Annotated in this window: 18 protein-coding genes and 1 pseudogene; 15 read left to right on the forward strand and 4 right to left on the reverse strand. The window is 41.1% G+C overall.

Annotation, left to right across the window (positions count from 1 at the left end; translation table 11 throughout):
• Window positions 1–73: 73 nt before the first annotated feature.
• The 6 genes from BAZ21_RS22220 (at window position 74) to BAZ21_RS22240 (ending at window position 6,249) form a co-directional block, all read left to right on the forward strand.
• Window positions 74–1,075 (forward strand): acrylyl-CoA reductase family protein, encoded by a 1,002-nt coding sequence (locus tag BAZ21_RS22220; protein WP_068505104.1) that lies wholly within the window; start codon window positions 74–76, stop codon window positions 1,073–1,075.
• A gap of 370 nt (window positions 1,076–1,445) precedes the next feature.
• Window positions 1,446–2,282, forward strand: coding sequence for a BglG family transcription antiterminator LicT (gene licT, locus BAZ21_RS22225; RefSeq protein WP_068505105.1), 837 nt, complete (start codon window positions 1,446–1,448; stop codon window positions 2,280–2,282).
• Between the two features lie 9 nt (window positions 2,283–2,291).
• The gene (locus BAZ21_RS29895) at window positions 2,292–2,423 is read left to right on the forward strand and encodes a hypothetical protein (RefSeq protein ID WP_256022324.1); all 132 of its coding nucleotides are present in this window, start codon (window positions 2,292–2,294) and stop codon (window positions 2,421–2,423) included.
• A 69-nt stretch (window positions 2,424–2,492) separates the two neighbouring features.
• Window positions 2,493–4,358 carry a beta-glucoside-specific PTS transporter subunit IIABC gene (locus tag BAZ21_RS22230; RefSeq protein ID WP_068505106.1) on the forward strand — a complete coding sequence of 622 codons (1,866 nt, stop codon included), beginning with the start codon at window positions 2,493–2,495 and terminating at the stop codon, window positions 4,356–4,358.
• A 6-nt stretch (window positions 4,359–4,364) separates the two neighbouring features.
• Window positions 4,365–5,135 carry a carbohydrate deacetylase gene (locus BAZ21_RS22235; RefSeq protein ID WP_068505107.1) on the forward strand — a complete coding sequence of 257 codons (771 nt, stop codon included), beginning with the start codon at window positions 4,365–4,367 and terminating at the stop codon, window positions 5,133–5,135.
• Window positions 5,136–5,175: 40 nt separating this feature from the next.
• Entirely contained in the window at window positions 5,176–6,249 is a 1,074-nt protein-coding gene (locus tag BAZ21_RS22240) for a hypothetical protein (protein WP_068505108.1), read from the forward strand.
• A 436-nt stretch (window positions 6,250–6,685) separates the two neighbouring features.
• Here the strand turns inward: BAZ21_RS22240 and BAZ21_RS22245 are convergent, their stop codons facing one another.
• A complete protein-coding gene (locus BAZ21_RS22245; protein WP_068505109.1) occupies window positions 6,686–7,579 on the reverse strand; it encodes a LysR family transcriptional regulator in 894 nt (297 codons plus the stop codon).
• 305 nt (window positions 7,580–7,884) lie between these two features.
• Here BAZ21_RS22245 and BAZ21_RS22250 point away from each other — a divergent pair, with 305 nt between their 5' ends.
• From BAZ21_RS22250 to BAZ21_RS22260, 3 genes are all read left to right on the forward strand, one after another.
• Window positions 7,885–8,325 (forward strand): DMT family transporter, encoded by a 441-nt coding sequence (locus BAZ21_RS22250; protein WP_068505110.1) that lies wholly within the window; start codon window positions 7,885–7,887, stop codon window positions 8,323–8,325.
• A 23-nt stretch (window positions 8,326–8,348) separates the two neighbouring features.
• Window positions 8,349–9,809, forward strand: coding sequence for a glycoside hydrolase family 1 protein (locus BAZ21_RS22255; RefSeq protein WP_068505111.1), 1,461 nt, complete (start codon window positions 8,349–8,351; stop codon window positions 9,807–9,809).
• A 95-nt stretch (window positions 9,810–9,904) separates the two neighbouring features.
• Window positions 9,905–11,749, forward strand: coding sequence for a beta-glucoside-specific PTS transporter subunit IIABC (locus BAZ21_RS22260; RefSeq protein ID WP_068505112.1), 1,845 nt, complete (start codon window positions 9,905–9,907; stop codon window positions 11,747–11,749).
• Window positions 11,750–11,904: 155 nt separating this feature from the next.
• Here the strand turns inward: BAZ21_RS22260 and BAZ21_RS22265 are convergent, their stop codons facing one another.
• Window positions 11,905–12,780 carry a LysR family transcriptional regulator gene (locus BAZ21_RS22265; protein WP_068505113.1) on the reverse strand — a complete coding sequence of 292 codons (876 nt, stop codon included), beginning with the start codon at window positions 12,778–12,780 and terminating at the stop codon, window positions 11,905–11,907.
• 133 nt (window positions 12,781–12,913) lie between these two features.
• On the opposite strand from BAZ21_RS22265, the gene BAZ21_RS22270 reads away from it, so the two are divergent.
• The 5 genes and pseudogenes from BAZ21_RS22270 to BAZ21_RS22290 all read left to right on the forward strand — a co-directional run bounded on the left by BAZ21_RS22270 (window position 12,914) and on the right by BAZ21_RS22290 (window position 17,397).
• Window positions 12,914–13,774 (forward strand): alpha/beta fold hydrolase, encoded by an 861-nt coding sequence (locus tag BAZ21_RS22270; protein WP_068505114.1) that lies wholly within the window; start codon window positions 12,914–12,916, stop codon window positions 13,772–13,774.
• A 37-nt stretch (window positions 13,775–13,811) separates the two neighbouring features.
• On the forward strand, window positions 13,812–15,053 hold the full coding sequence (locus BAZ21_RS22275; RefSeq protein ID WP_068505115.1) for a YbfB/YjiJ family MFS transporter: 1,242 nt from the start codon (window positions 13,812–13,814) through the stop codon (window positions 15,051–15,053).
• 52 nt (window positions 15,054–15,105) lie between these two features.
• Window positions 15,106–15,839: pseudogene (murI, locus tag BAZ21_RS22280) on the forward strand (glutamate racemase).
• 38 nt (window positions 15,840–15,877) lie between these two features.
• A complete protein-coding gene (locus BAZ21_RS22285) occupies window positions 15,878–16,969 on the forward strand; it encodes an NAD(P)H-dependent flavin oxidoreductase (RefSeq protein ID WP_068505116.1) in 1,092 nt (363 codons plus the stop codon).
• 35 nt (window positions 16,970–17,004) lie between these two features.
• Entirely contained in the window at window positions 17,005–17,397 is a 393-nt protein-coding gene (locus tag BAZ21_RS22290) for a tautomerase family protein (protein WP_013371236.1), read from the forward strand.
• Between the two features lie 604 nt (window positions 17,398–18,001).
• Here the strand turns inward: BAZ21_RS22290 and BAZ21_RS22295 are convergent.
• Together BAZ21_RS22295 and BAZ21_RS22300 are read right to left on the reverse strand one after the other, a co-directional pair.
• Window positions 18,002–18,553: a GNAT family acetyltransferase gene (locus BAZ21_RS22295; RefSeq protein ID WP_068505117.1), complete on the reverse strand. Its 552-nt coding sequence runs from the start codon at window positions 18,551–18,553 to the stop codon at window positions 18,002–18,004.
• A gap of 234 nt (window positions 18,554–18,787) precedes the next feature.
• Window positions 18,788–19,087 (reverse strand): hypothetical protein, encoded by a 300-nt coding sequence (locus tag BAZ21_RS22300; protein ID WP_068505118.1) that lies wholly within the window; start codon window positions 19,085–19,087, stop codon window positions 18,788–18,790.
• A gap of 205 nt (window positions 19,088–19,292) precedes the next feature.
• Between BAZ21_RS22300 and BAZ21_RS29900 the strand changes: the two genes are divergently transcribed.
• Window positions 19,293–19,427: a hypothetical protein gene (locus BAZ21_RS29900; protein ID WP_256022326.1), complete on the forward strand. Its 135-nt coding sequence runs from the start codon at window positions 19,293–19,295 to the stop codon at window positions 19,425–19,427.
• Window positions 19,428–19,698 lie beyond the last annotated feature (271 nt).

Below are 19,698 nucleotides of genomic sequence, written 5' to 3' on the forward strand. Positions count from 1 at the left end.
AATAAAAGTTGACCGGACAGAATAAATTTTATATAAATGAGTTGAAGCAATTTCATACAAAGGAGACGATTTTATGGCTGCAACGTTTCAAGCATTAGTTGTTGAAAAAAACGACACATTTTCAGTCGGCATCAAAAATGTTCCATTCGAGCAATTGCCCGCAGGAGAAGTTTTGATTAAAGTAGCCTATTCCAGCGTAAATTACAAAGATGGTTTGGCAAGTATTCCGGAAGGAAAAATTGTTCGGTCGTATCCTTTCATACCAGGTATTGATTTGTCAGGTTGCGTAGTTTCCTCCACTGACCCTAGATTTCAAGAGGGACAGCAGGTTTTGGTCACCGGTTATGAAGTAGGTGTATCACACTACGGTGGATTTAGTGAATATGCGCGTATTCCAGCGGATTGGATTGTACCCCTTCCAGCCGGATTAACATTAAAAGAAGCCATGATCTACGGAACGGCTGGCTTTACTGCGGCTTTATCCATCATGCGTTTGGAGGATAATGGAATATCACCTGAGAAAGGAAAGATTTTGGTTACGGGAGCAACTGGTGGTGTTGGCGGCGCGGCTGTGTCCATGCTGCATAAGAAAGGCTATCAAGTTGTTGCCAGCACAGGAAAAACGGATGCTGCTGATTATTTGAAATCGCTCGGAGCAAGCGAAGTTATCTCTCGCGAGGATGTTGTCGAAAACAGCGGTAAGCCGCTCAATAAACAGCTGTGGCAAGCCGCTGTTGACTCTGTAGGCGGTAATATGCTCGCAGCCATTCTGAGCAAAATCATGTATGGAGGTTCCGTTGCTGTTAGTGGCTTGACAGGAGGAACAGAAGTGCCGACAACCGTTATGCCGTTCATCTTGCGTAGAGTTAATCTTTTAGGTATCGACTCCGTTTATTGCTCTGCAGAACGGAGAGCTAATTTATGGAAACGCATGGCACAAGATTTAAAACCGCAGCAGTTGGAGACGCTGGTGGATCGCGAGGTATCTCTGCAGGAACTGCCTGAGGCGCTTTCCGATATTTTGAAATCTAAGACTCGTGGCCGCATTCTGGTGCGTGTGTCTCAAGATTTATAAACCGTATTAAATGGTTAATGCTAAACGACGTTTACATTGCTTCTTAAGTTTATTTGATTGTGAAATAGGTATAAAGTTAAGAAAATTAATTATTCCCATTGAAAAAGATGATGACCGGTCTTTTCCAAATCAAACCATATGTAAAATCCCTTGATTTGTTCCCGTGATCATGCTATATTTATATCAAAATTAATGCGCTTCCAAAATGAATTTCATCAATTTATCTAATGAATAACGTTTGGGGTTGTGACTGTTCGGCAGGCGATACCTAAATTGTGACGATATGAAGTTGCCCATGTGCAGCAGTTATTATCGTTTCAATTTAGGTATTTTTATTATCCTACTGCGAGAAGGTATGAAGGTGAGCTAAATGAAAATCAAAAAAATTTTCAATAACAATGTGATATTATTGGCCGATGAGCATCAGAATGAAATGATCGTGATGGGAAAAGGCATCGGGTTTAACAAACACAATGCGGAATTCGTCGACTTTTCCAAGGTAGACAAAAGGTTTGTGTTGGACAAGGGAAACACCGATAAGCTGGTGGGACTGGTTAGTGAAATTCCGGCCGAGCATCTGGAGCTTTCTCATGAAATTATCGAATATGCGAAGCGGAAGCTGTCCGTGAAACTGAGCGATAACATTTATATCACGTTGACCGACCATATCAGCTTTGCTCTCGTCAGATTTGAGGAAGGCCTGCAAATTAAGAACGTCCTGCTCTGGGAAATCAAAAAATTCTATAAAGAAGAGTTCCGCATCGCGCTGGGTGCGCTGGATCTGATTGAGCGGAAGCTGGGTATTCGTCTTCCGGAAGATGAAGCGGGTTCCATTGCCTTGCATTTCGTCAACGCACAGCATACCGGGCAGGATATGAGACATACCGTGACCGTGACCCGGATTGTAAATGACTTAGCGAATATTGTGAAATACCATTATGGAATCAAGATCGATGAGGAGTCCTTGAATTATAGCCGGTTTATGACGCATTTGAAGTACTTCGCATACCGCATGCTCCAGAATGAGCTGATTCCGGAGGAACAGGATTCCCTTTATGATCAAGTCAGAGAGAAATATCCCGAGGCGTATGTTTGTACGCAAAAGCTGGTAAATTATTTGAACCATAACTACAACAAAAAGCTGACGAACGAGGAAATGTTTTATCTCGTCATTCACATTCAACGGCTGACGAGCCGGGAGATTTAACCGGCGAAGATGAAGGCAAAAACAATCGAATACAAAGGGATTGTGACTGTACGGCAGGCGAAACCTGAACTGATGCTTCTTCATGGGAATGATGTACCCGTGAAGAAGCATCAGTTCAGGTTTTTCTTTTTTGGCGAATAAATGACATGTATTTACCAAAGCTGAGCTGAGTGGATGATTGTCAAACTTATCAATAGGAGGTTATATTTCATGGATCACCCCAAATTGGCCAAAGAAATTTTGAATCTTGTCGGAGGCAAAGAAAACGTACAGAGCTTGACTCACTGTGCAACACGTCTGCGGTTCGTACTGAACAACAACGAGCGGGCTGACGCTAAAAAGCTGGAACAGACTCCAGGGGTATTGAAGGTCGTGGTAGGCGGCGGACAATTTCAAGTAGTTATCGGGAACGATGTATCGGAGGTGTATAAGCACATCGATAAAGAGGGTGGCTTCGCCAACAAGGAGGCTGCACAGGGAAACGATGTGCAAAAAACAAGCCTGACCTCCAAAATCTTCAGTGTTATCTCCGGTAGCTTGTCGCCCTTGATCCCGGTGTTCGCCGGGGCGGGCCTTGTCAAAGCGCTGCTTATTGTATTGGAGAGGTTGGGTTGGATAGCTGTAGACAGCAGCACGTATGCGATTCTTGCGGCTGCCGGAAACTCGGTATTCTATTTCCTTCCAATTCTGCTGTGTGTAACGATTGCCAGAGTTTATAATGTGAGCTCCTTCGTCGCGGCCGCAATTGGAGCCGCTTTGCTGGAGCCGAGCTTTACCGCGCTGGGAACGACCGGTGGCTCGACTTCTTTCCTCGGGATACCTGTCCCGCTGTTAGATTACGCATCATCGGTGTTTCCGATGTTTATCGCGGTTAGCCTGTATGCTGTGCTCGAACGTTTCCTGAAACGAATCATTCATAAAAACCTGCAGCTTTTTGCAGTGCCGTTTATTTCCCTGGTTATTATGGTGCCCTTGACCGCCATCCTTATCGGTCCGTTTGGCGTGTACGTTGGTCAGTGGATTGGTGTGGCGGTGAATTTTCTCATCAATGCAAACCCGGTTATTGCCGGCGCTATCCTCGGCGGAGTCTGGTTCTTTGTCGTACTGCTGGGGCTTCACTGGGCCGTAGTGCCGATCATTATGAGTAACCTGGCAACTGGCAATGGGGATGTGATAGTCCCGCTGCTCGCACCATCAAGCGCAGCAGCCATGGGAATTGCACTGGGCGTATTTCTTAAAACCAGGGACAAGGATCTGAAAGCTTTAAGTGGCTCCACTTTCCTTTCCGGTATTTTGTCAGGGGTAACAGAACCCATTATGTATGGCATCATCCTTCGTTACCGGAAAACCCTCATCTATTTGATTATCGCTGCGGCTGTCGGCGGGGCGGTCGAGGGAGCATTGGGTGTTAAGCTGATCGCTTTCAATTTCTTCGTGAACATATTTACGCTTCCAGCACAGTCGCCTGTGTTATATTTTGTTATTGGCCTTCTTGTTTCGCTGGCGCTGGCGGCCATTCTGCCTCTCTTGTTCGGGTACGATACGGACAATAAGGCAACGCCGGCAGTCGCACACACAGAACATCAGGCTGAGGCTTTGGCTCCGCAACAAAGCGAAGCGACCGTTTTAAGTCCGTTGAGTGGCCGGGTAGTTGGCCTGGAGCAGGTTGAAGACGCCGTTTTTTCTTCGGAATCGATGGGTAAAGGGATCGCGATCGAACCGGATAAAGGGGTTCTGGTCTCCCCGCTTGACGGCAAGGTTGCCGTTACCGTGGGCAGTTCGCATGCTATAGCCGTGAGAGCGGAAGATGGAGTGGAGGTGTTGATGCATATTGGCATCGATACTGTCAAACTGAAGGGACGGCATTTTTCGCAAAAGGTAAGTGAAGGCGATACGGTTCGCAAAGGGGATGTACTGATCGAATTCGATGTGGAGGGCATAAAGGCCGAAGGCTTCAAGCTGACAACGCCGATCGTCATTACGAATACACACGAGTTCGGGGATATTCGGATTGCGGCTTCGCAAGGGCCGATTCAGCCGCTGCAAGAGCTTCTAAAAATAAGCAAACAGGAGTGACTGGTAATGAAATTGATAGTAAATGCCGATGATTTCGGAATTACGACGGAGGTCAGCCGAGGGATTCTTGAGGGGATGAGGGACGGTTTCATCACCGATACCTCTGCGCTCGTCAATTCGCCTGATTTCCAGAGCTCTGTCATACTTGCCCGCGAAGCGGGAGTAACTGAGATGGGAGTTCATCTCACGATAACCTTTTTAAAGCCGGTGCTGGACGCCGCACAGGTCAGCAGTATTGTCGACCCGCAGGGGAACTTTTACCGCAAGCCGCACCTGATTCCGTCTTCATACAATAAACAGGAGATCAGGGACGAGCTACGGGCACAGATCGAAACCTTTCTGCGGACGGGGCTTAAAATGAATCACCTGGACACGCATCACGGGTTCAGCATATTGGACGAGCAGATACTGGCGATCGTCATCGGACTGGCACAGGAATATCAGGTGCCGATGCGAAGAGACGATGCCATGGCCGACGATGAGCGCCTAAAGGAGCGGATTGTCGCGTCAGGCGTGAAGGTGGCCGACAGGCTATGCTTTGATCCGTCCAGCCCCTCTGTTAGTGAAGAAAAAGTGAGATCGATACTGGAGTGCTGGCAAGACACCGACGCTGTCGTGGAAATTGCCGGCCATCCCGGCTATGCGGATGACAAGCTGCGCGCTCTGTCTTCTCTTGCCGAAGAGCGGGAGATGGATCTGAAACTGTTCATGAATCAGGATCTGTTCACGTATATCAGGGATCATCACATCGAATTGATAAGCTACGGCAAGCTGTAATCAGATCAGGCCTAAGAGATCCGGGCAGAAAGGAGAAAAAATGAAAATTTCCTTCAAAAAACAACTCATAAATCCGGAGCTACCGTGCCATATGGATGGCTACGCGGATCGGATAAGTTATGAACAGCACGATGATCTGGAAATCAATTCGTTGTTAATTGAAAGTAATGAGATTATTTTAATTCACGTGCTTGATCTTATTTTAATCGAAAAACAATTTGGCGAAAAAGTTAAAAGCATTTTATCTGAGAAATTTTCAATTTCAAAAGAAAACATCATTATCGAGGCTACACATACTCATTCAGGGCCAAAAGTTTCAACGACGTTTTATCCGGAGATTACGCCATCTAGGGATTATCTCCAATTATTGCTGGATATGATCGTTAAAAATACGGAATTTTGTTTAAATAATAAAATGGAAGCACGGGCCTATTACGGAACATGTGAAATTAATGGCTATTACTGTAATAGAAACGACAAATCGCTCCCTTTTAATAATAAAGGGTATATACTGCAATTTAGAAATAATTCAAATTGTCCTTTGGTAAGCTTAATCAATATTGCGTGCCACCCAACGGTTTTGGCAAAAGATAATCTTTTCATTTCAAGTGATTATATAGGTGAATTGAGAGAAGAATATTTTAATTTAAATCAAGCTCCAGCCATAATCATGAATGGAGAATGCGGCGACGTTAGCACACGGTTTACCCGAAAAGGTGATGATTTCGAAGAAACTCGCAGAATTGGAAAGGGTATAGCGAGAGTTCTTTCTGAGGTAAAAGACTTTAGAGAGATTTCTATGGACAATTTATCCATTTCGAGTTTTACATTGAATATTGATAAAACCATAGATCCAACAGTACATTTATATGAATTCGATGATATTAGATTTGTAACGATACCGGGTGAAATCGTTTATAACCTTGGCCAACTAATCCGCTCCCAAGATGGAAAGCCTGCATTCATCCTTGCATACGCTAATGAATATAATGGTTATGCTGTAGATAAAGAACAATACGGTAAATACTTCGAGTCATCTATTACCAATTACCCTTATGGAAAAGCTGATGAGCTTATTAGAGGAGTATTGAATCTAATTAAATCAATAAACTAATGAAATAATCTAAATAGAAACCGTTAATCTGAGAATGGTTAACGGTTTTTTGTTGCGAAAGGACCATAAGTACCTGTCGTACAAATCAGGGATAAGAATTTATTCTGATTACTGACTAGACATTAATACTTACTATAAAGATGTGGTAACTCTATCTTTAATACTCTGATTAATCAAATACTTTGTAATAAATTCAATACATTATTGAAGTGAATTTCACTCATTTGTTCTACGATCTCATCAACTGAGTGCATAGGGATGGACGGTATACATATCAACGGATGATATGGAGATGCTGTTAGGCAGAAAACCAATGTCGCTAAAAGACAGTCTTAAAGAAATTTATCGAATGTAAGATTATTGAGGGGATTGTTTTGTTAAATGATTTTGCACTAAAAGTTGCTTAACAGCGTCTTTTAGTGCTTTTTAAAAACTTTTAGACAGGATTACTATGGAAAAGTTCAATAAATTTTTGAGCAGCTGAAGTTAGAGGAAGATTTTTTTGGACAGCTATGCTTAGATACCTCTTTGGTATATTTTCTTTGATAGGTATAACAAACAATTCTTCACGGTCAACATATTCGTGAATGAAATCTTTGATGACACATGAAACACCCAACCCTTTCTTTGCAAACTCAATGAGCAATTCCATCGTGCTTAATTCTGCTTTAGGGGTTACCTTTAATTCATATGAAGCAAGAACATTCTCAATGTAATTTCTAGTGTTTAACCCCTTCTGCAGTAAATTGATTGGATAGTTTGCTACTAGCTCACGTAGTGACGTTTCCGTCTCACTTAGTTCTCTAAACCTTTCACCTACAACAAAACAATCCTCTATTTCTATTTTTCCGATCACTGATAATGAATCTTGTTTTACATCCAAGTTGATAATGCCGATATCGACTTCACCTGATTCTAGTTGTTTAACCGTCATATGAGTAGATTGGTCTTTAATAAATATCTCAATGTTGGGATATGACAAAGAATATGATTCTAAGTATTCCATTAGAAAATTGCTACAGGCGGTAGTACTTGCAGCTATTCTAAGTTCACCGGCATCCAAATTATTAAACTCCTCGAACTTTCTTTCTGCTGCTTGTAAAAGTTCGTAGCTCTGTTCAACGTATTGAAATAGGATTTTTCCTTCTGAAGTTAGAGTCACACCTTGAGCTTTTCTATGGAATAACTTCCTTCCCATTTTGCTTTCTAATAGTTTAATCGACTGGCTGACGGCTGATTGAGAAGTAAATAATTCTTTTGCTGCATTAGACATACTTCCAGCCTTTACAGTGATATAAAAAACCTTATACAGTTCAAAATTAATATTCATATAAGTTTTTAGTATACCTCCCATACTATATATTAATTTTACTAATTTATATAACTGAATTATACTCGGATTGTTAGCAAATAATCAATGGTTAAATCAGTACTCTTCATTCCAGTGTAGTCCTGAGATTAGACGGGTTATTCAAGGGTCAATATGACAGTTATTTTGCTTTCGAGAGGAGGCACTAAACCATTCAATTAGATGAAATATATGTTTTCATGTTTCATTGAATGGGAAATATTGAGAACGCTTAACTCATCTCGATTCTGGAGTGATCATTTTTCGAACGAAAGGAAAACAGAACAATGGCAATATTTTTTATGATATTTGCATTGCTGGCTGGAATGGCATTACCCACTCAATTCAGCGTAAATTCTCAGCTAAGGGCCGTTGTCGGTTCACCCATTACCGCTTCAGCCATTTCCTTCACAGTAGGAGCTGTTTCGCTAATTATGATTTCTTTTTTCACGAAAGGATCATTTGTCAAAAAAGAGTGGTTTGAAGCTCCATGGTGGATGTGGACAGGAGGACTCTTAGGAGCTTTTTACGTGTTGGCGACAACAATCCTTATGCCCAGAATCGGAGTGGCGGCTACCGTAGGTTATGTGTTGGCAGGCCAGGTTATTATTTCGATTATCATCGACCACTTTGGGTTAATTGGCGCAACGATGCATACCTTGAATGTTCCACGATTGGTGGGAGCTCTGTTGGTTATCGTAGGCGTTATTGTTGTTCAAAAATTTTAAATTAGTATTGTGAGGGAACCCACATGAGAGACATCAGAGACGATTTTTTATGGGGAGGGGCGATCGCTGCTAACCAAGCAGAAGGCGCATATCGGAAGGATAGAAGAGGTCTTAGTACTGCTGATATTCAGCCCTTTGTACCAGGTGCTAAACCTACGGATCTGCATTTCAATGATATGGATTCAGAAATTTACGAACGCTATAAAAATGGTTCCTATTATTATCCTAAACGTCAAGGGGTCCGTTTTTATGATCGCTATAAAGAATATATCGATGTTTTAGCTGAAATGCATGTAAAAACATTACGGTTATCCATTTCATGGAGTAGAATTTTTCCAAATGGGGATGATGAATTCCCAAATGAGCAAGGCTTAGCCTTCTATGAACAATTGTTCGATTACATGAAACAAAAGAATATTGAGCCCATCGTCACCATGTTCCATTACGAAATGCCATTAAATTTGGTAGAGCAATACGGAGGTTGGACGAATCCCAAACTGATCGATTATTTTGTGAAGTATGGGCAAACATTACTACAAAGATTTCAAAAGACAGTGAAGTACTGGATTATCATTAACCAGATTAACTTAGTTCACAAAGAGGCATTTGCTTCTCTAGGGATACTAAAGGATAAAGTTGATGACTATGAACAGGCGAAATTCCAGGCTATACATCATCAGTTCATTGCTTCTTCGAAGATAACAGAGTTTGGCCACAAACTGAATTCAACCCTTCAGTTAGGTATGATGTTAGCCGACACTTTAACAGCACCGTATTCATGTGAGCCTGAAGATGTAAAATTGAACTTTAAACGGAACCGGATGCAATATTTTTATAGCGATGTGCTCATACGAGGAGAATATCCAGAATACGCATACGCTTACTTTGAGGAAAACGGTATTCAACTGAATATCAAGGAAGCGGAAAAAGAACTTCTCAGAAACAATACAGCGGATTTCCTTGCCGTATCCTATTATTGGTCCAACACGGTCAAGGCGAGTGAAAATTCAATGGACCCGAATTCAACCGTCAAGAATCCCCATTTAAAAGCGAATCGTTGGGGCTGGTCTATCAATGCATCGGGGCTGTATCTCTGCATGTCCAACTATTGGGATAGATATCATGTTCCAATGATGATTGCAGAAAACGGCATTGGATTCAAAGATGTATTAACAGATGATAATCAGGTTCATGACGACTATCGTATTGAATACCATCAGGATCATATTGCCGCCATGAAAGAAGCGATACGTGAAGGAGCGGACATTTTTGCTTATTGTTCATGGGCTCCGTTCGATATTATCAGTGCAGGCACTGCAGAAATGAGCAAACGATATGGCTTTATTTATGTCGATTATGATGATGAAGGAAACGGCAGTGGTCAATTTCATTATAAAGATAGTTTCTACTGGTATAAGCAGGTTATTGATTCAAACGGTAAGGAATGCTCCTATCCATGTGTGAATAGTTCAAATGAGAATTAACAAAAATGAATAAGGCAACCCCGGATCAGCTTCTGTGTTCAAAGTGATATGGAATTAACAGAGATGATCCGGGCATTTAACTAGGGGGGAAAACAATGAGTTATCAAAAGTTGGCAAAGGAAATACTTGATGGTGTAGGTGGTAAAGAAAACGTCAACGCGGTTTGGCATTGTGCTACAAGATTGCGGTTTAAATTAGAAGATGTCAATGCTGCAGATACGAAAAAGATTGAAAACACCGATGGGGTCATAACCGTTGTGAATAGTGCTGGTCAGTATCAGGTTGTCGTTGGTAACTCTGTAGCTCAAGTCTATGAAGAACTGACCTCGTTACCAGGAATGGCCACACATGCTGCTGCTAACCATGAAAGCGCTTCAGATAAGAAAAATGAAAAATTTAATCCAATAAGTCAATTGATGGACTTCGTATCCGCTGTGTTTACCCCTTTCCTTGGAGCTCTTGCAGGTGCGGGGATTTTAAAAGGAATCTTGGCTTTGGTTACAACACTAAACTGGTTGTCCAACGACAGTGGTGCATATAAAGTGTGGAATGCAGCAAGCGATGCCATTTTTTACTTCTTGCCCATATTCTTGGCATTTACAGCGGCCAAAAAGCTAAAGGTGAATCAATTCGTAGCAGTGTCGTTGGCTGGGGCACTCATTCACCCTTCCTTGGTGGAACTTGTTTCTAACTCACAAACCATTGATTTCTTTGGTATACCGCTTGTACCGATTACGTACACTGCCTCTGTATTTCCTATATTGTTGTCTATCTGGGGTCTTTCCTACTTGGAACCGTTCTTGAACAAAATTTTCCCGGAATCGATTCGCAACATGTTGACCCCACTGGCTTCACTGGTAATCATGTTGCCTGTAACCTTGGCCGTCATTGGGCCGGTGGGAACCAAAATTAGTGATGTGTTTGCCTGGATATTGTTAGCGATCTATGGTTTTTCTCCGTTACTGGCCGGATTAGTATTAGGGGCGTTCCACCAATCCATCGTTATCTTCGGAGTACATTGGGCATTAATTACCCTTATGATCAACAACGTTGCTAACCAAGGATACGATCAATGGTTGCCTATTGTATGTGCAGCTGTACTTTCTCAAGCCGGTGCAGCCCTCGGTGTGTTTTTGAGAACCAAGGATCAAAAGCTAAAAGGATTATCCGGCTCAGCAGCAATAACAGCTATTTTTGGGATCACAGAACCAGCAATCTACGGTGTAACTTTGAAATTAAAACGCCCATTTTACTGCGCAATGATAGCTGCTGGTATTGGTGGTGCCGTAATTGGTTCTTTTGAAGTGCACGCATCCACATTCACATTCCCAAGTTTGTTGGCGATTCCAACCTATTTAGGCCAAGGTTTCCTAGGGGAAGTGATCGGATTGATCATTGCTTTCTTTGGAGCTGTTATTCTAACGTATTTCTTCGGCGTAACTAATAAAAATGTGATTCAGCCCACCACAACGGCTCTTCCTAATGAGGTTTTGGTGCCTGTGGAAGGCCAAGTAGTTCCCCTAACTACTGTAAACGATGAAGTGTTTGCTTCTGAAGCAATGGGTAAGGGGGCTGGTATTGTACCAGCAAATGGAATAGTTAGTGCACCTGTAAATGGTAAGGTAACCAGTGTGTACAAAACAGGACATGCGATCGGTATTGTATCTGATTCTGGAATTGAGCTTTTGATTCATATTGGCATTAATACAGTAAAATTAAAAGGACAGCATTTCAAACCTGTAGTGAAGGAAAACGACCAAATTACGATTGGTGACAAATTGGTTGAGTTTGATTTGAAGCAAATCGTAGCTGCAGGCTATGATCCAACAGTAATGATCGTTGTTACGAATTCATTTAATTATGATCAGGTCCAAATCAATTTTAAAAACCCAAACTCGAATCAATTGTTACTATTAACTTCTGAAGAAGCTAAAGGATGATATCCTTCATTCAGTGGATTAATGAAATATGATTCTATAGAAACCGTAGTCCGCTAGAAGGCTGCGGTTTCTATAAGTTAATACACAGTATGGTTTGTTCTCGTTAATATGGTGCTCTAAAATGTAGGATATTATCGATAACTTTCGCTGGCAGGTTAAGTAAGGTTGAACCTCTGTTTTGAAATCCGGATAAATTCGGACGTAGCTGCAGTTTCATAAGTATCTTTACGACGTATGAATAGAATCGGTGTTATATAGGATTTATCCGATATCTTATGAGAGCGTAAGTTATATTGAACCATGGCTCTCTCAATTACCGAGCGAGGTAAAAGGGAGACACCGAGGCCAGCGTGAATACATCCGAGGATTCCCTCCAATGTTCCGAATTCCATGATCTTTGCGGGTATAATTCCTTTCAGACGTAACCAGTCCTCGAGTTTTTGACGATAAGAACAACCAGCACGAAAAACCAGTAAAGTCAAATTTCGTAATTGTTCCGGTTGATCGATTGAGGGAAATTGTCCTCCTGATATGAGTGCAAGTTCCTCAACCCCAACCTCTATAATATCGAGCTCTGGGTGCTGGACTGGTGCAGCTACGAAAGCACCGTCCAACTCGTATTTCAACACTAAATGGATAAGTTCTTCCGTCGTGCCAGTTTTTAATGCCAAATCCACCTCTGGATAAGATTTATGGTAATCGGTGAGAATAGACGGTAGCCGAATCGCAGCTGTCGTTTCGGGCGATCCGATCCGAAGCGGCCCTCTTGGGATCGAGTTATCTGACACGACTCGTTCCGCCTCTTGAGTAAGAAAGACAATTTTCTCAGCATAGGACTTGAGTGTCTCTCCGGATGTTGTGAGCCGAACCCCTTGCCGCCCACGACGAAATAGCGCTGTTTTCAGCTCTTTTTCAAGCTGCTGGATACGGATGCTTATACTCGACTGAACATATTCCATTTTTTCAGCTGCTTTGGTAATACTTCCTTCGTTCGCAACTGCCAGAAAAATCTGCAAGTCCCGGATGTCCACCGTCATTCCTCCATTTTATTATTGATAATTTTGATATTACAAATCGTATAAATTCATTTTACACGATATTTGTGAGGAGTTACAATTAGTTTAGTAAGCGGCAGGTCTTATGAAGAAAACAGGAGGTTGTAGTATGACGACTTATCATTCATTAGAGATAGAAGGATTAAACGTATTTTATCGTGAGGCTGGTAATCCGAATAATCCAGTCATTTTATTGCTTCATGGCTTTCCGTCCGCAAGTCATATGTTTAGAGAGCTAATACCTATTTTAGAAAAAGACTACTATTTAATTGCTCCTGATTATCCGGGGTTCGGGAATACCTCATCACCTGACAGAGAAGATTTCCAGTATACATTTGACCATATTACTGAAATTATCGAAACTTTCATCGATAAACTAGGGCTTGCTAAATATGCGTTATATGTCTTTGACTACGGAGCCCCTATTGGCTTTCGTATAGCTATGCACCATCCAGAACGTGTAACAGCAATAATAAGCCAAAATGGCAACATTTATCGTGAAGGACTAGGGGAAAAATGGGCGGCACGAGAAGATTATTGGCGTTATCCTACACAAGAAAAAAGAGAAAGTTATAGGGCAGCATTTGCGACTAACACGATCAAGGGCCAATATGTTGATGGAACAAAGGAAAGCCAAGTTTCCCCAGATGGCTATACTCTTGATATTGCTTATATGTCCCGGCTGGGAAATGATGAGAAACAATTGGATTTAATTTTTGATTACCAAAATAATGTAAAAATGTATCCGGAGTTTCAGCAGTATCTTCGCGAATATCAGCCGCCCTTATTAGCAACGTGGGGTAAAAATGATGTTTCATTTATTCCGGCTGGTGCTGAAGCTTTTAAAAAGGATTTACCTAAAACCGAGATTCATTTATTAGATACTGGGCACTTTGCATTGGAAACACATGCATATGAAATCGGAAAGCAAATGTTGGATTTTTTGAAAAACAATAAAAGGGTGGAATAGGGATAATTTGAATTTAGAAGGGTGACAAGTCAGTCTCATGGAGAATTCAGGAGCTAAAAATGCGAAATTGTTTAATTCCACAAAGACCATGATCGGTGGATTAGTTATGCTCATCATTTCAATGGGGATCGGACGTTTTTCATATACTTCCATACTTCCATTGATGCAATCACAAGCTCATCTATCCGCTACGGGATCCGGATATTTGGCAGGGAGTAATAACTTGGGTTACCTTATCGCTGCCTTTGGTGCAGGTTTCATAACATGGGGGTCCCGAAGAGCCTATCATCTCCGGATGCAATTGGTACTCTGCATTATTTTAACAGGACTTATGGGAATCACTTCATCATTTTTATGGTGGATGATTTTGCGCTTTCTGGCTGGATTTAGCAGTGGTCTTATTTTCGTTCTATCATCAAGTTTAGTGTTGGATGCGCTGTTTTCAGATAAACGTGAAAAATGGGTAGGTATATTTTACGGCGGGGTTGGTATAGGCATTGTTTTAGCTGGGTTACTTACGCCAGTTCTTAGCTTTTTCACTTGGAGGGGAACTTGGATCGGGCTTTTGATCATCAGTATCATCCTCATCATACCTGTTTGGTCATTTATCCACGATAAAGAGCCAAAACCTATAACTCAAAATGCTGAATCCCTGAGTTCATCAGCGGAAAATCCATCTATCTTCGGCTGGCTACTTGTTGCTTATGGACTTGAGGGGTTAGGTTATATAGTAAGCGCGACGTTTCTTGTGGCGATGGTTAAGCAAATGCCTTATATGTCAATTTTTGCTGACTTTAGCTGGATTATCGTTGGGATAGCGGCGGTACCATCAACAGTGATCTGGTCCTGGTGGGCGAGTAAAGTTGGTTACATCAAACCATTGATTATTGCACTTATCCTGCAAGCTGTTGGGATCATACTGCCTGTATGGCTTCCCAATATATTCGGCGTGACATTAGGATCTGTCCTTTTTGGAGGCACGTTTATGGGCATTTCCATGCTTGCTCTCGCCGCGGCTCGTATGTCTAGACCATCCAGTGGTAATAGAGCAATTGCTTTGATGACAGGATTTTATGGTATAGGTCAAATACTCGGTCCAATCGGAGCCGGAATTGTGTTGGAAGTGGCGCATAGCTACAACCTATCATTACTTCTTTCCGCTTTGGTGCTTGTTGCTGCTGCAATTATATTGCTATCCGGTGCAGTTAATTCAAGTAAAAAAAGAGCGGCAGGAAATTTGGACCATGCTCGTATTCATCCTGATCAAGAGCTTAGTTAGATCTTGGACAAATGGAATTGGTGAATTGATTCCTTTATTGGAGGAATAAAAAATGCAAATAGTTTTTTTTGATTCTGGTATTGGAGGCATTACTGTATTGCATGATACATTAAATGTTCCATATGGGAGCAAAACGAAAGATGATACTTAAAAAGTATGTTTTAAATGCTATAGAATTTATTAGCCAGCAAAAAGTAAAAGCGATAGTGATTGCTTGTAATACTGCCACAAGCGCAGCAATCGAAGAAATAAGGGCAAAATACAGTATTCCAATCATTGGTATGGAGCCTGCCGTAAAACCAGCTGTTAAAACAAAAAAATATAGATAAACGAGTTTTAGTAACTGCTACTGCTTTGACTCTAAGGGAAGAAAGACTTCAAAATCTTATTACTAAATTAGATAACGAACATGTTGTTGATTTATTACCTCTTCCGAAATTAGTTCAGTTTGCAGAAAGTTTTGAGTTTAACGAGCAAATAGTGCTGCCTTATCTTCAAGAACAATTATCTATATATGATTTAAGTAAGTATGAAACTATTGTTTTAGGATGTACTCACTTTTCTTACTATAAAGATATATTTAGAAAATTATTTTCATCGGATGTTAATATAATTGATGGAAATAATGGTACTGCAAAAAATCTAAAAAAAGTACTGGAAGAAATGAATTCTTTAGATGAAGGCAACGGTAATATTTCTTTCTATTGTTCAGGGGTCAAAGTCGAGGATAAGGCTAAATTAAAAGATCTGTTCAAAAGATTGGACGCTATTAACGAATGTAATTGAAAAGTCTGAGATTTTACAATAAAAGGAGGTTTTTAAAGGTGTTTGAGACTGATTTGACGCGTGCTCTTAAAATTCGATACCCGATTTTTCAAGCGCCGATGGCTGGTGGCGTTTCGACGCCCGAATTAGTAGCGGCAGTTTCAAATGCCGGTGGGCTAGGCAACTTGGGGGGCGGATACTTAACACCGGAGCAACTCCGTAGCGAGATCCAAAAGATCAAGCAACGAACGGACCAGCCTTTTGGAGTAAACTTGTTTGTGCCTGAGCAATCAGAAGATTCGGAAGAAGCAATTTACCGGATGACAGATTATCTGAATAAATACCGCATCAAATTTGGCACTGCTCAAAATCCAGCGATTATGAAGTTTTCAGAATCATTTGAGGAGCAGGTACAGGTACTGTTGGAGGAGCGTGTCCCCGTATTTAGTTTCACTTTTGGCATACCATCTCAAGACGTGATCCAAACCATGAAACAGCATGGAATATTCATCATTGGAACTGCAACAACTGTTGATGAAGCCAAGCAATTGGAAGCAGCTGGTGCAGATGCAATTGTGGCTCAGGGGAGCGAAGCAGGCGGGCATAGGGGGACCTTCATGAAAGACCCTTCCCATGCTTTGATAGGAACCATGGCTATTGTTCCGCAGATCGTTGACCATGTGTCGATCCCGGTCATCGCAGCGGGGGGAATCATGGATGGGCGGGGACTTGCAGCAAGCCTTGCATTAGGAGCCGCTGCAGTACAGATGGGCACTGCGTTTCTAGCCTGCCCCGAGAGCGGCGCCCACGAAACGTACAAACAGAAAATCCTCTCCACAAATGAGGACTCCACTGAAATTACACGTGCATACTCCGGAAAAGCTTCAAGAGGCATTCAAACAAAATTTATGATTGACATGCATCAGTACCCAGGAACAATTCCGGCTTACCCCATTCAAAACGCGATGACCCGGGACATTCGTCAGGCGGCTGCAAAAGCGAACAAACCCGAGTATATGTCACTTTGGGCGGGCCAGGGTCTTCGGTTAGCAGGCGACCAACCTGCCGCTTCAATTGTAAAACAAACCATTGATCAAGCCAGTGTTCTTGTCCGGAAATTTTCTTTTATTAGAATGGTTGATAATAAATAGGGAAAAATAATTTTTATTAAAAGGAGGAAGTTAAAATGCCATTACTTCGTTTTGATCTTATTAAAGGACGAGATAAAGCAAGCCTGAAAAAACTTTTGGATGTTGCCCACCAAGTTGTTGTGGAAGCCTTTGACGTTCCTGAGCGAGATCGTTATCAAATCGTTCACGAACACCCGGCGGACCATATGATTATTGAGGATACTGGGCTAGGATTTAACCGTACCGATAGTCTAGTTATTCTCTCTATAATAAGCAAAGCCCGGCCAAAAGAGAAGAAACAAAAGCTCTATTCCTTACTGGCTGAAAGGTTAGAAGCTGAATGCGGCATCGCACCAACCGATTTAATGGTATCTATTGTTGAAAATAATGATGATGATTGGAGTTTTGGACTAGGGGAGGCACAATTTTTGACCGGTAAGTTAAGCTGATTCAACGCTAGCCGTTTCGATCTCAATCGGTAATATAACCAATATTAATCGCCCTTAAATTGGCCTGGTAGGCTAGTTGAAGGGCGATTTCCATGAGTCTTGGTATTGAGATGGTAAAATAGGCTTATGGATGTTCAAAAATTACAATTACATACAAAGGGCAGCATCTGAATTTGAGTTTCGATTCTTACTGATGCCGGATATCACCAGAATCTCTTCAGAATGTTCTACGGCTAGATGGAGAACGCGAAAAAGACGTTCATTCTGAGTAAGATAAGCATAGTTACCAATTGAGCCTAAAAATAAGGTATCTTGTTGCGGCTTACAATACAGCATCTCTTCCTCATTGACCGAGTATAGGCAAAACTATCTTGAATTTTGGGGACAAAAGGCTATAACCATAAATCATAATTATTCCGATAGTAGAGATCTGAATTATCTGGTCTCTAACCATCGGAGGTGTTTTTTTGCATATGGCAAATCCCTTTGTACTCAATTTTCCTTTATAACTGCAAATTGGAAATCTATCGTGTTATTCAGTAGAGCTAACGGTGCACCGCCAATGGTTTAACGGGCAGGGCAAGCAAACAATATGTTTATCCAATCATTCTGATGTGTAACAACCCAATTCATAGTAAGTATTATTGTTGAAATCAAAGCTTTTAATCACGTCAAGACCAAGCTTTTTGGTATGGGCAGCGTATGATCTGTGATTGATGTGGTTTATAAAAGTTATCAATATCGGATATTTTTTACTCATTTGCATTCTGGAAAAATCAAAAACCTTTCGGAGTACTACCGTACCCCTGTAATCCATATCAATGCAAATTGGCCCATACTGATAAGTGTTTTCAGTAGAAAGCGTAATTCCCTTATATTCTGTATCTTTCAAATCGTCAATCATATATTGAAAAAGAGGCCACTTAGCCCAATACTTCCACGAGGCAGCCATTGCATAAGCAACAATCTTCTTGCCATGACATGCAATTGTAATTCCATTTTCCTTTTCAATTAATTCCTTAAACTGTTCTTCTGTAAATAAGGTTGTTACGAAGCCATCGGGTTTGTCTTTTTCACTAATGGTTGTAATGTGATATTTTTTTTGTAATTCCACTATAGCAGATATATCATCAACAGTAGCGTTTCTATAAATCATTGTTATCCTCCTATATGAAATGAGCTAAAAAACTTATACCTCAGCATACATCATAATTGAAACCATTTTAAATGACAATTATTGAATTGTTTATGGGTACAGCGCCTACACATTTGGTTTGCAGTTATTTCATTCATTCCAGTCGATTGCTATCCGCTTCCCGAAACCTTGAAATCAAGGCAGACGTAATTTTACTAAAGTTATATGAGTGTTTTGGACATTATAAAATATATTTTAGCACCCCCGGATTTCTTCCCGTAACGGATCGATATCTTCTGTAATTGCAATATTCGTAATGTCCGCTTGTGTCAATTGAAACAGGAAAGGGAGGCATTTTTTTAGAACCGCTTTTTGTATCATGTTCAGTGCAGGCAGGTAGAGATTAAAGAAAATTTCAAAATTTTTTAGATGCAACGCCATATCCGACATCCCATGACCTTCATCCTTGTAAAGCGGGTGTTCTTCGCCATCTTCTCGCGTAGAGTGGGGCAAATCTCCATGGGGTTCATTCTGCCATTGAAGTCGCCCCCGCATTGATCCAGTCCCCATTCAGGTTCATACACGGTTCCCGATATTCGGATTCAGGATCGACAAAGATAATCTTAATCAGGATTTCTATACAAATAAGTCGCTGAAATCGCGGCTTTTTTTGTTTTAACGATGCAAGTTCTTGTACCGAGCTAATGACCTGCGCCACCATGAAAATCAGAAGAGGGAAATTATAGATTTAGATTCAACTATGCATGCCGAAATAGAAAAAAATGGCATTTTAGCTACAATAGCTACAGAAGAATTGATTGATGTTGCTATGGTAAAGCTTAAAACAATTTGGGATACAGATGATCGTGTTGGTTTGTATCAGGTTCAACTATGAAGAAATCGTTATTTAAGATGAAAAGTTTTAAACCAATAAGTGTGACAATGAAAATTCACGAAAATCCAAGTGATGAAAATAAAAGAATTCAATCTTACGTTGATCAATATATAGCAAAGTTAAGGACATAAAAACAAGCATTTTAAAATCGCCTTTAGTAGGCGATTTTTTATTTTTGACTGGAATAATATTCATCGATTATAGTTAAATGGTGGGGAATGAGATAATGTTCTTGTCATCGACAAGTGTACAGTGACAACAAGTTTCCCTC

It is taken from the genome of Paenibacillus kribbensis (genome assembly GCF_001705305.1).
GTDB classification, from domain to species: Bacteria; Bacillota; Bacilli; order Paenibacillales; family Paenibacillaceae; genus Paenibacillus; species Paenibacillus kribbensis_B.

What these genes read in the sequence shown, in the direction of transcription:
- licT (WP_068505105.1), top strand. Translation starts at nt 1,446, where the DNA reads ATGAAAATCAAAAAAATTTTCAATAACAATGTGATATTATTGGCCGAT.
- BAZ21_RS22240 (WP_068505108.1), top strand. Translation starts at nt 5,176, where the DNA reads ATGAAAATTTCCTTCAAAAAACAACTCATAAATCCGGAGCTACCGTGC.
- BAZ21_RS29895 (WP_256022324.1), top strand. Translation starts at nt 2,292, where the DNA reads ATGAAGGCAAAAACAATCGAATACAAAGGGATTGTGACTGTACGGCAG.
- BAZ21_RS22295 (WP_068505117.1), bottom strand. Translation starts at nt 18,553, where the DNA reads ATGATTTATAGAAACGCTACTGTTGATGATATATCTGCTATAGTGGAA.
- BAZ21_RS29900 (WP_256022326.1), top strand. Translation starts at nt 19,293, where the DNA reads ATGCATGCCGAAATAGAAAAAAATGGCATTTTAGCTACAATAGCTACA.
- BAZ21_RS22220 (WP_068505104.1), top strand. Translation starts at nt 74, where the DNA reads ATGGCTGCAACGTTTCAAGCATTAGTTGTTGAAAAAAACGACACATTT.
- BAZ21_RS22245 (WP_068505109.1), bottom strand. Translation starts at nt 7,579, where the DNA reads ATGAATATTAATTTTGAACTGTATAAGGTTTTTTATATCACTGTAAAG.
- BAZ21_RS22290 (WP_013371236.1), top strand. Translation starts at nt 17,005, where the DNA reads ATGCCATTACTTCGTTTTGATCTTATTAAAGGACGAGATAAAGCAAGC.
- BAZ21_RS22260 (WP_068505112.1), top strand. Translation starts at nt 9,905, where the DNA reads ATGAGTTATCAAAAGTTGGCAAAGGAAATACTTGATGGTGTAGGTGGT.
- BAZ21_RS22270 (WP_068505114.1), top strand. Translation starts at nt 12,914, where the DNA reads ATGACGACTTATCATTCATTAGAGATAGAAGGATTAAACGTATTTTAT.
- BAZ21_RS22275 (WP_068505115.1), top strand. Translation starts at nt 13,812, where the DNA reads ATGGAGAATTCAGGAGCTAAAAATGCGAAATTGTTTAATTCCACAAAG.
- BAZ21_RS22300 (WP_068505118.1), bottom strand. Translation starts at nt 19,087, where the DNA reads ATGCGGGGGCGACTTCAATGGCAGAATGAACCCCATGGAGATTTGCCC.
- BAZ21_RS22230 (WP_068505106.1), top strand. Translation starts at nt 2,493, where the DNA reads ATGGATCACCCCAAATTGGCCAAAGAAATTTTGAATCTTGTCGGAGGC.
- BAZ21_RS22235 (WP_068505107.1), top strand. Translation starts at nt 4,365, where the DNA reads ATGAAATTGATAGTAAATGCCGATGATTTCGGAATTACGACGGAGGTC.
- BAZ21_RS22250 (WP_068505110.1), top strand. Translation starts at nt 7,885, where the DNA reads ATGGCAATATTTTTTATGATATTTGCATTGCTGGCTGGAATGGCATTA.
- BAZ21_RS22255 (WP_068505111.1), top strand. Translation starts at nt 8,349, where the DNA reads ATGAGAGACATCAGAGACGATTTTTTATGGGGAGGGGCGATCGCTGCT.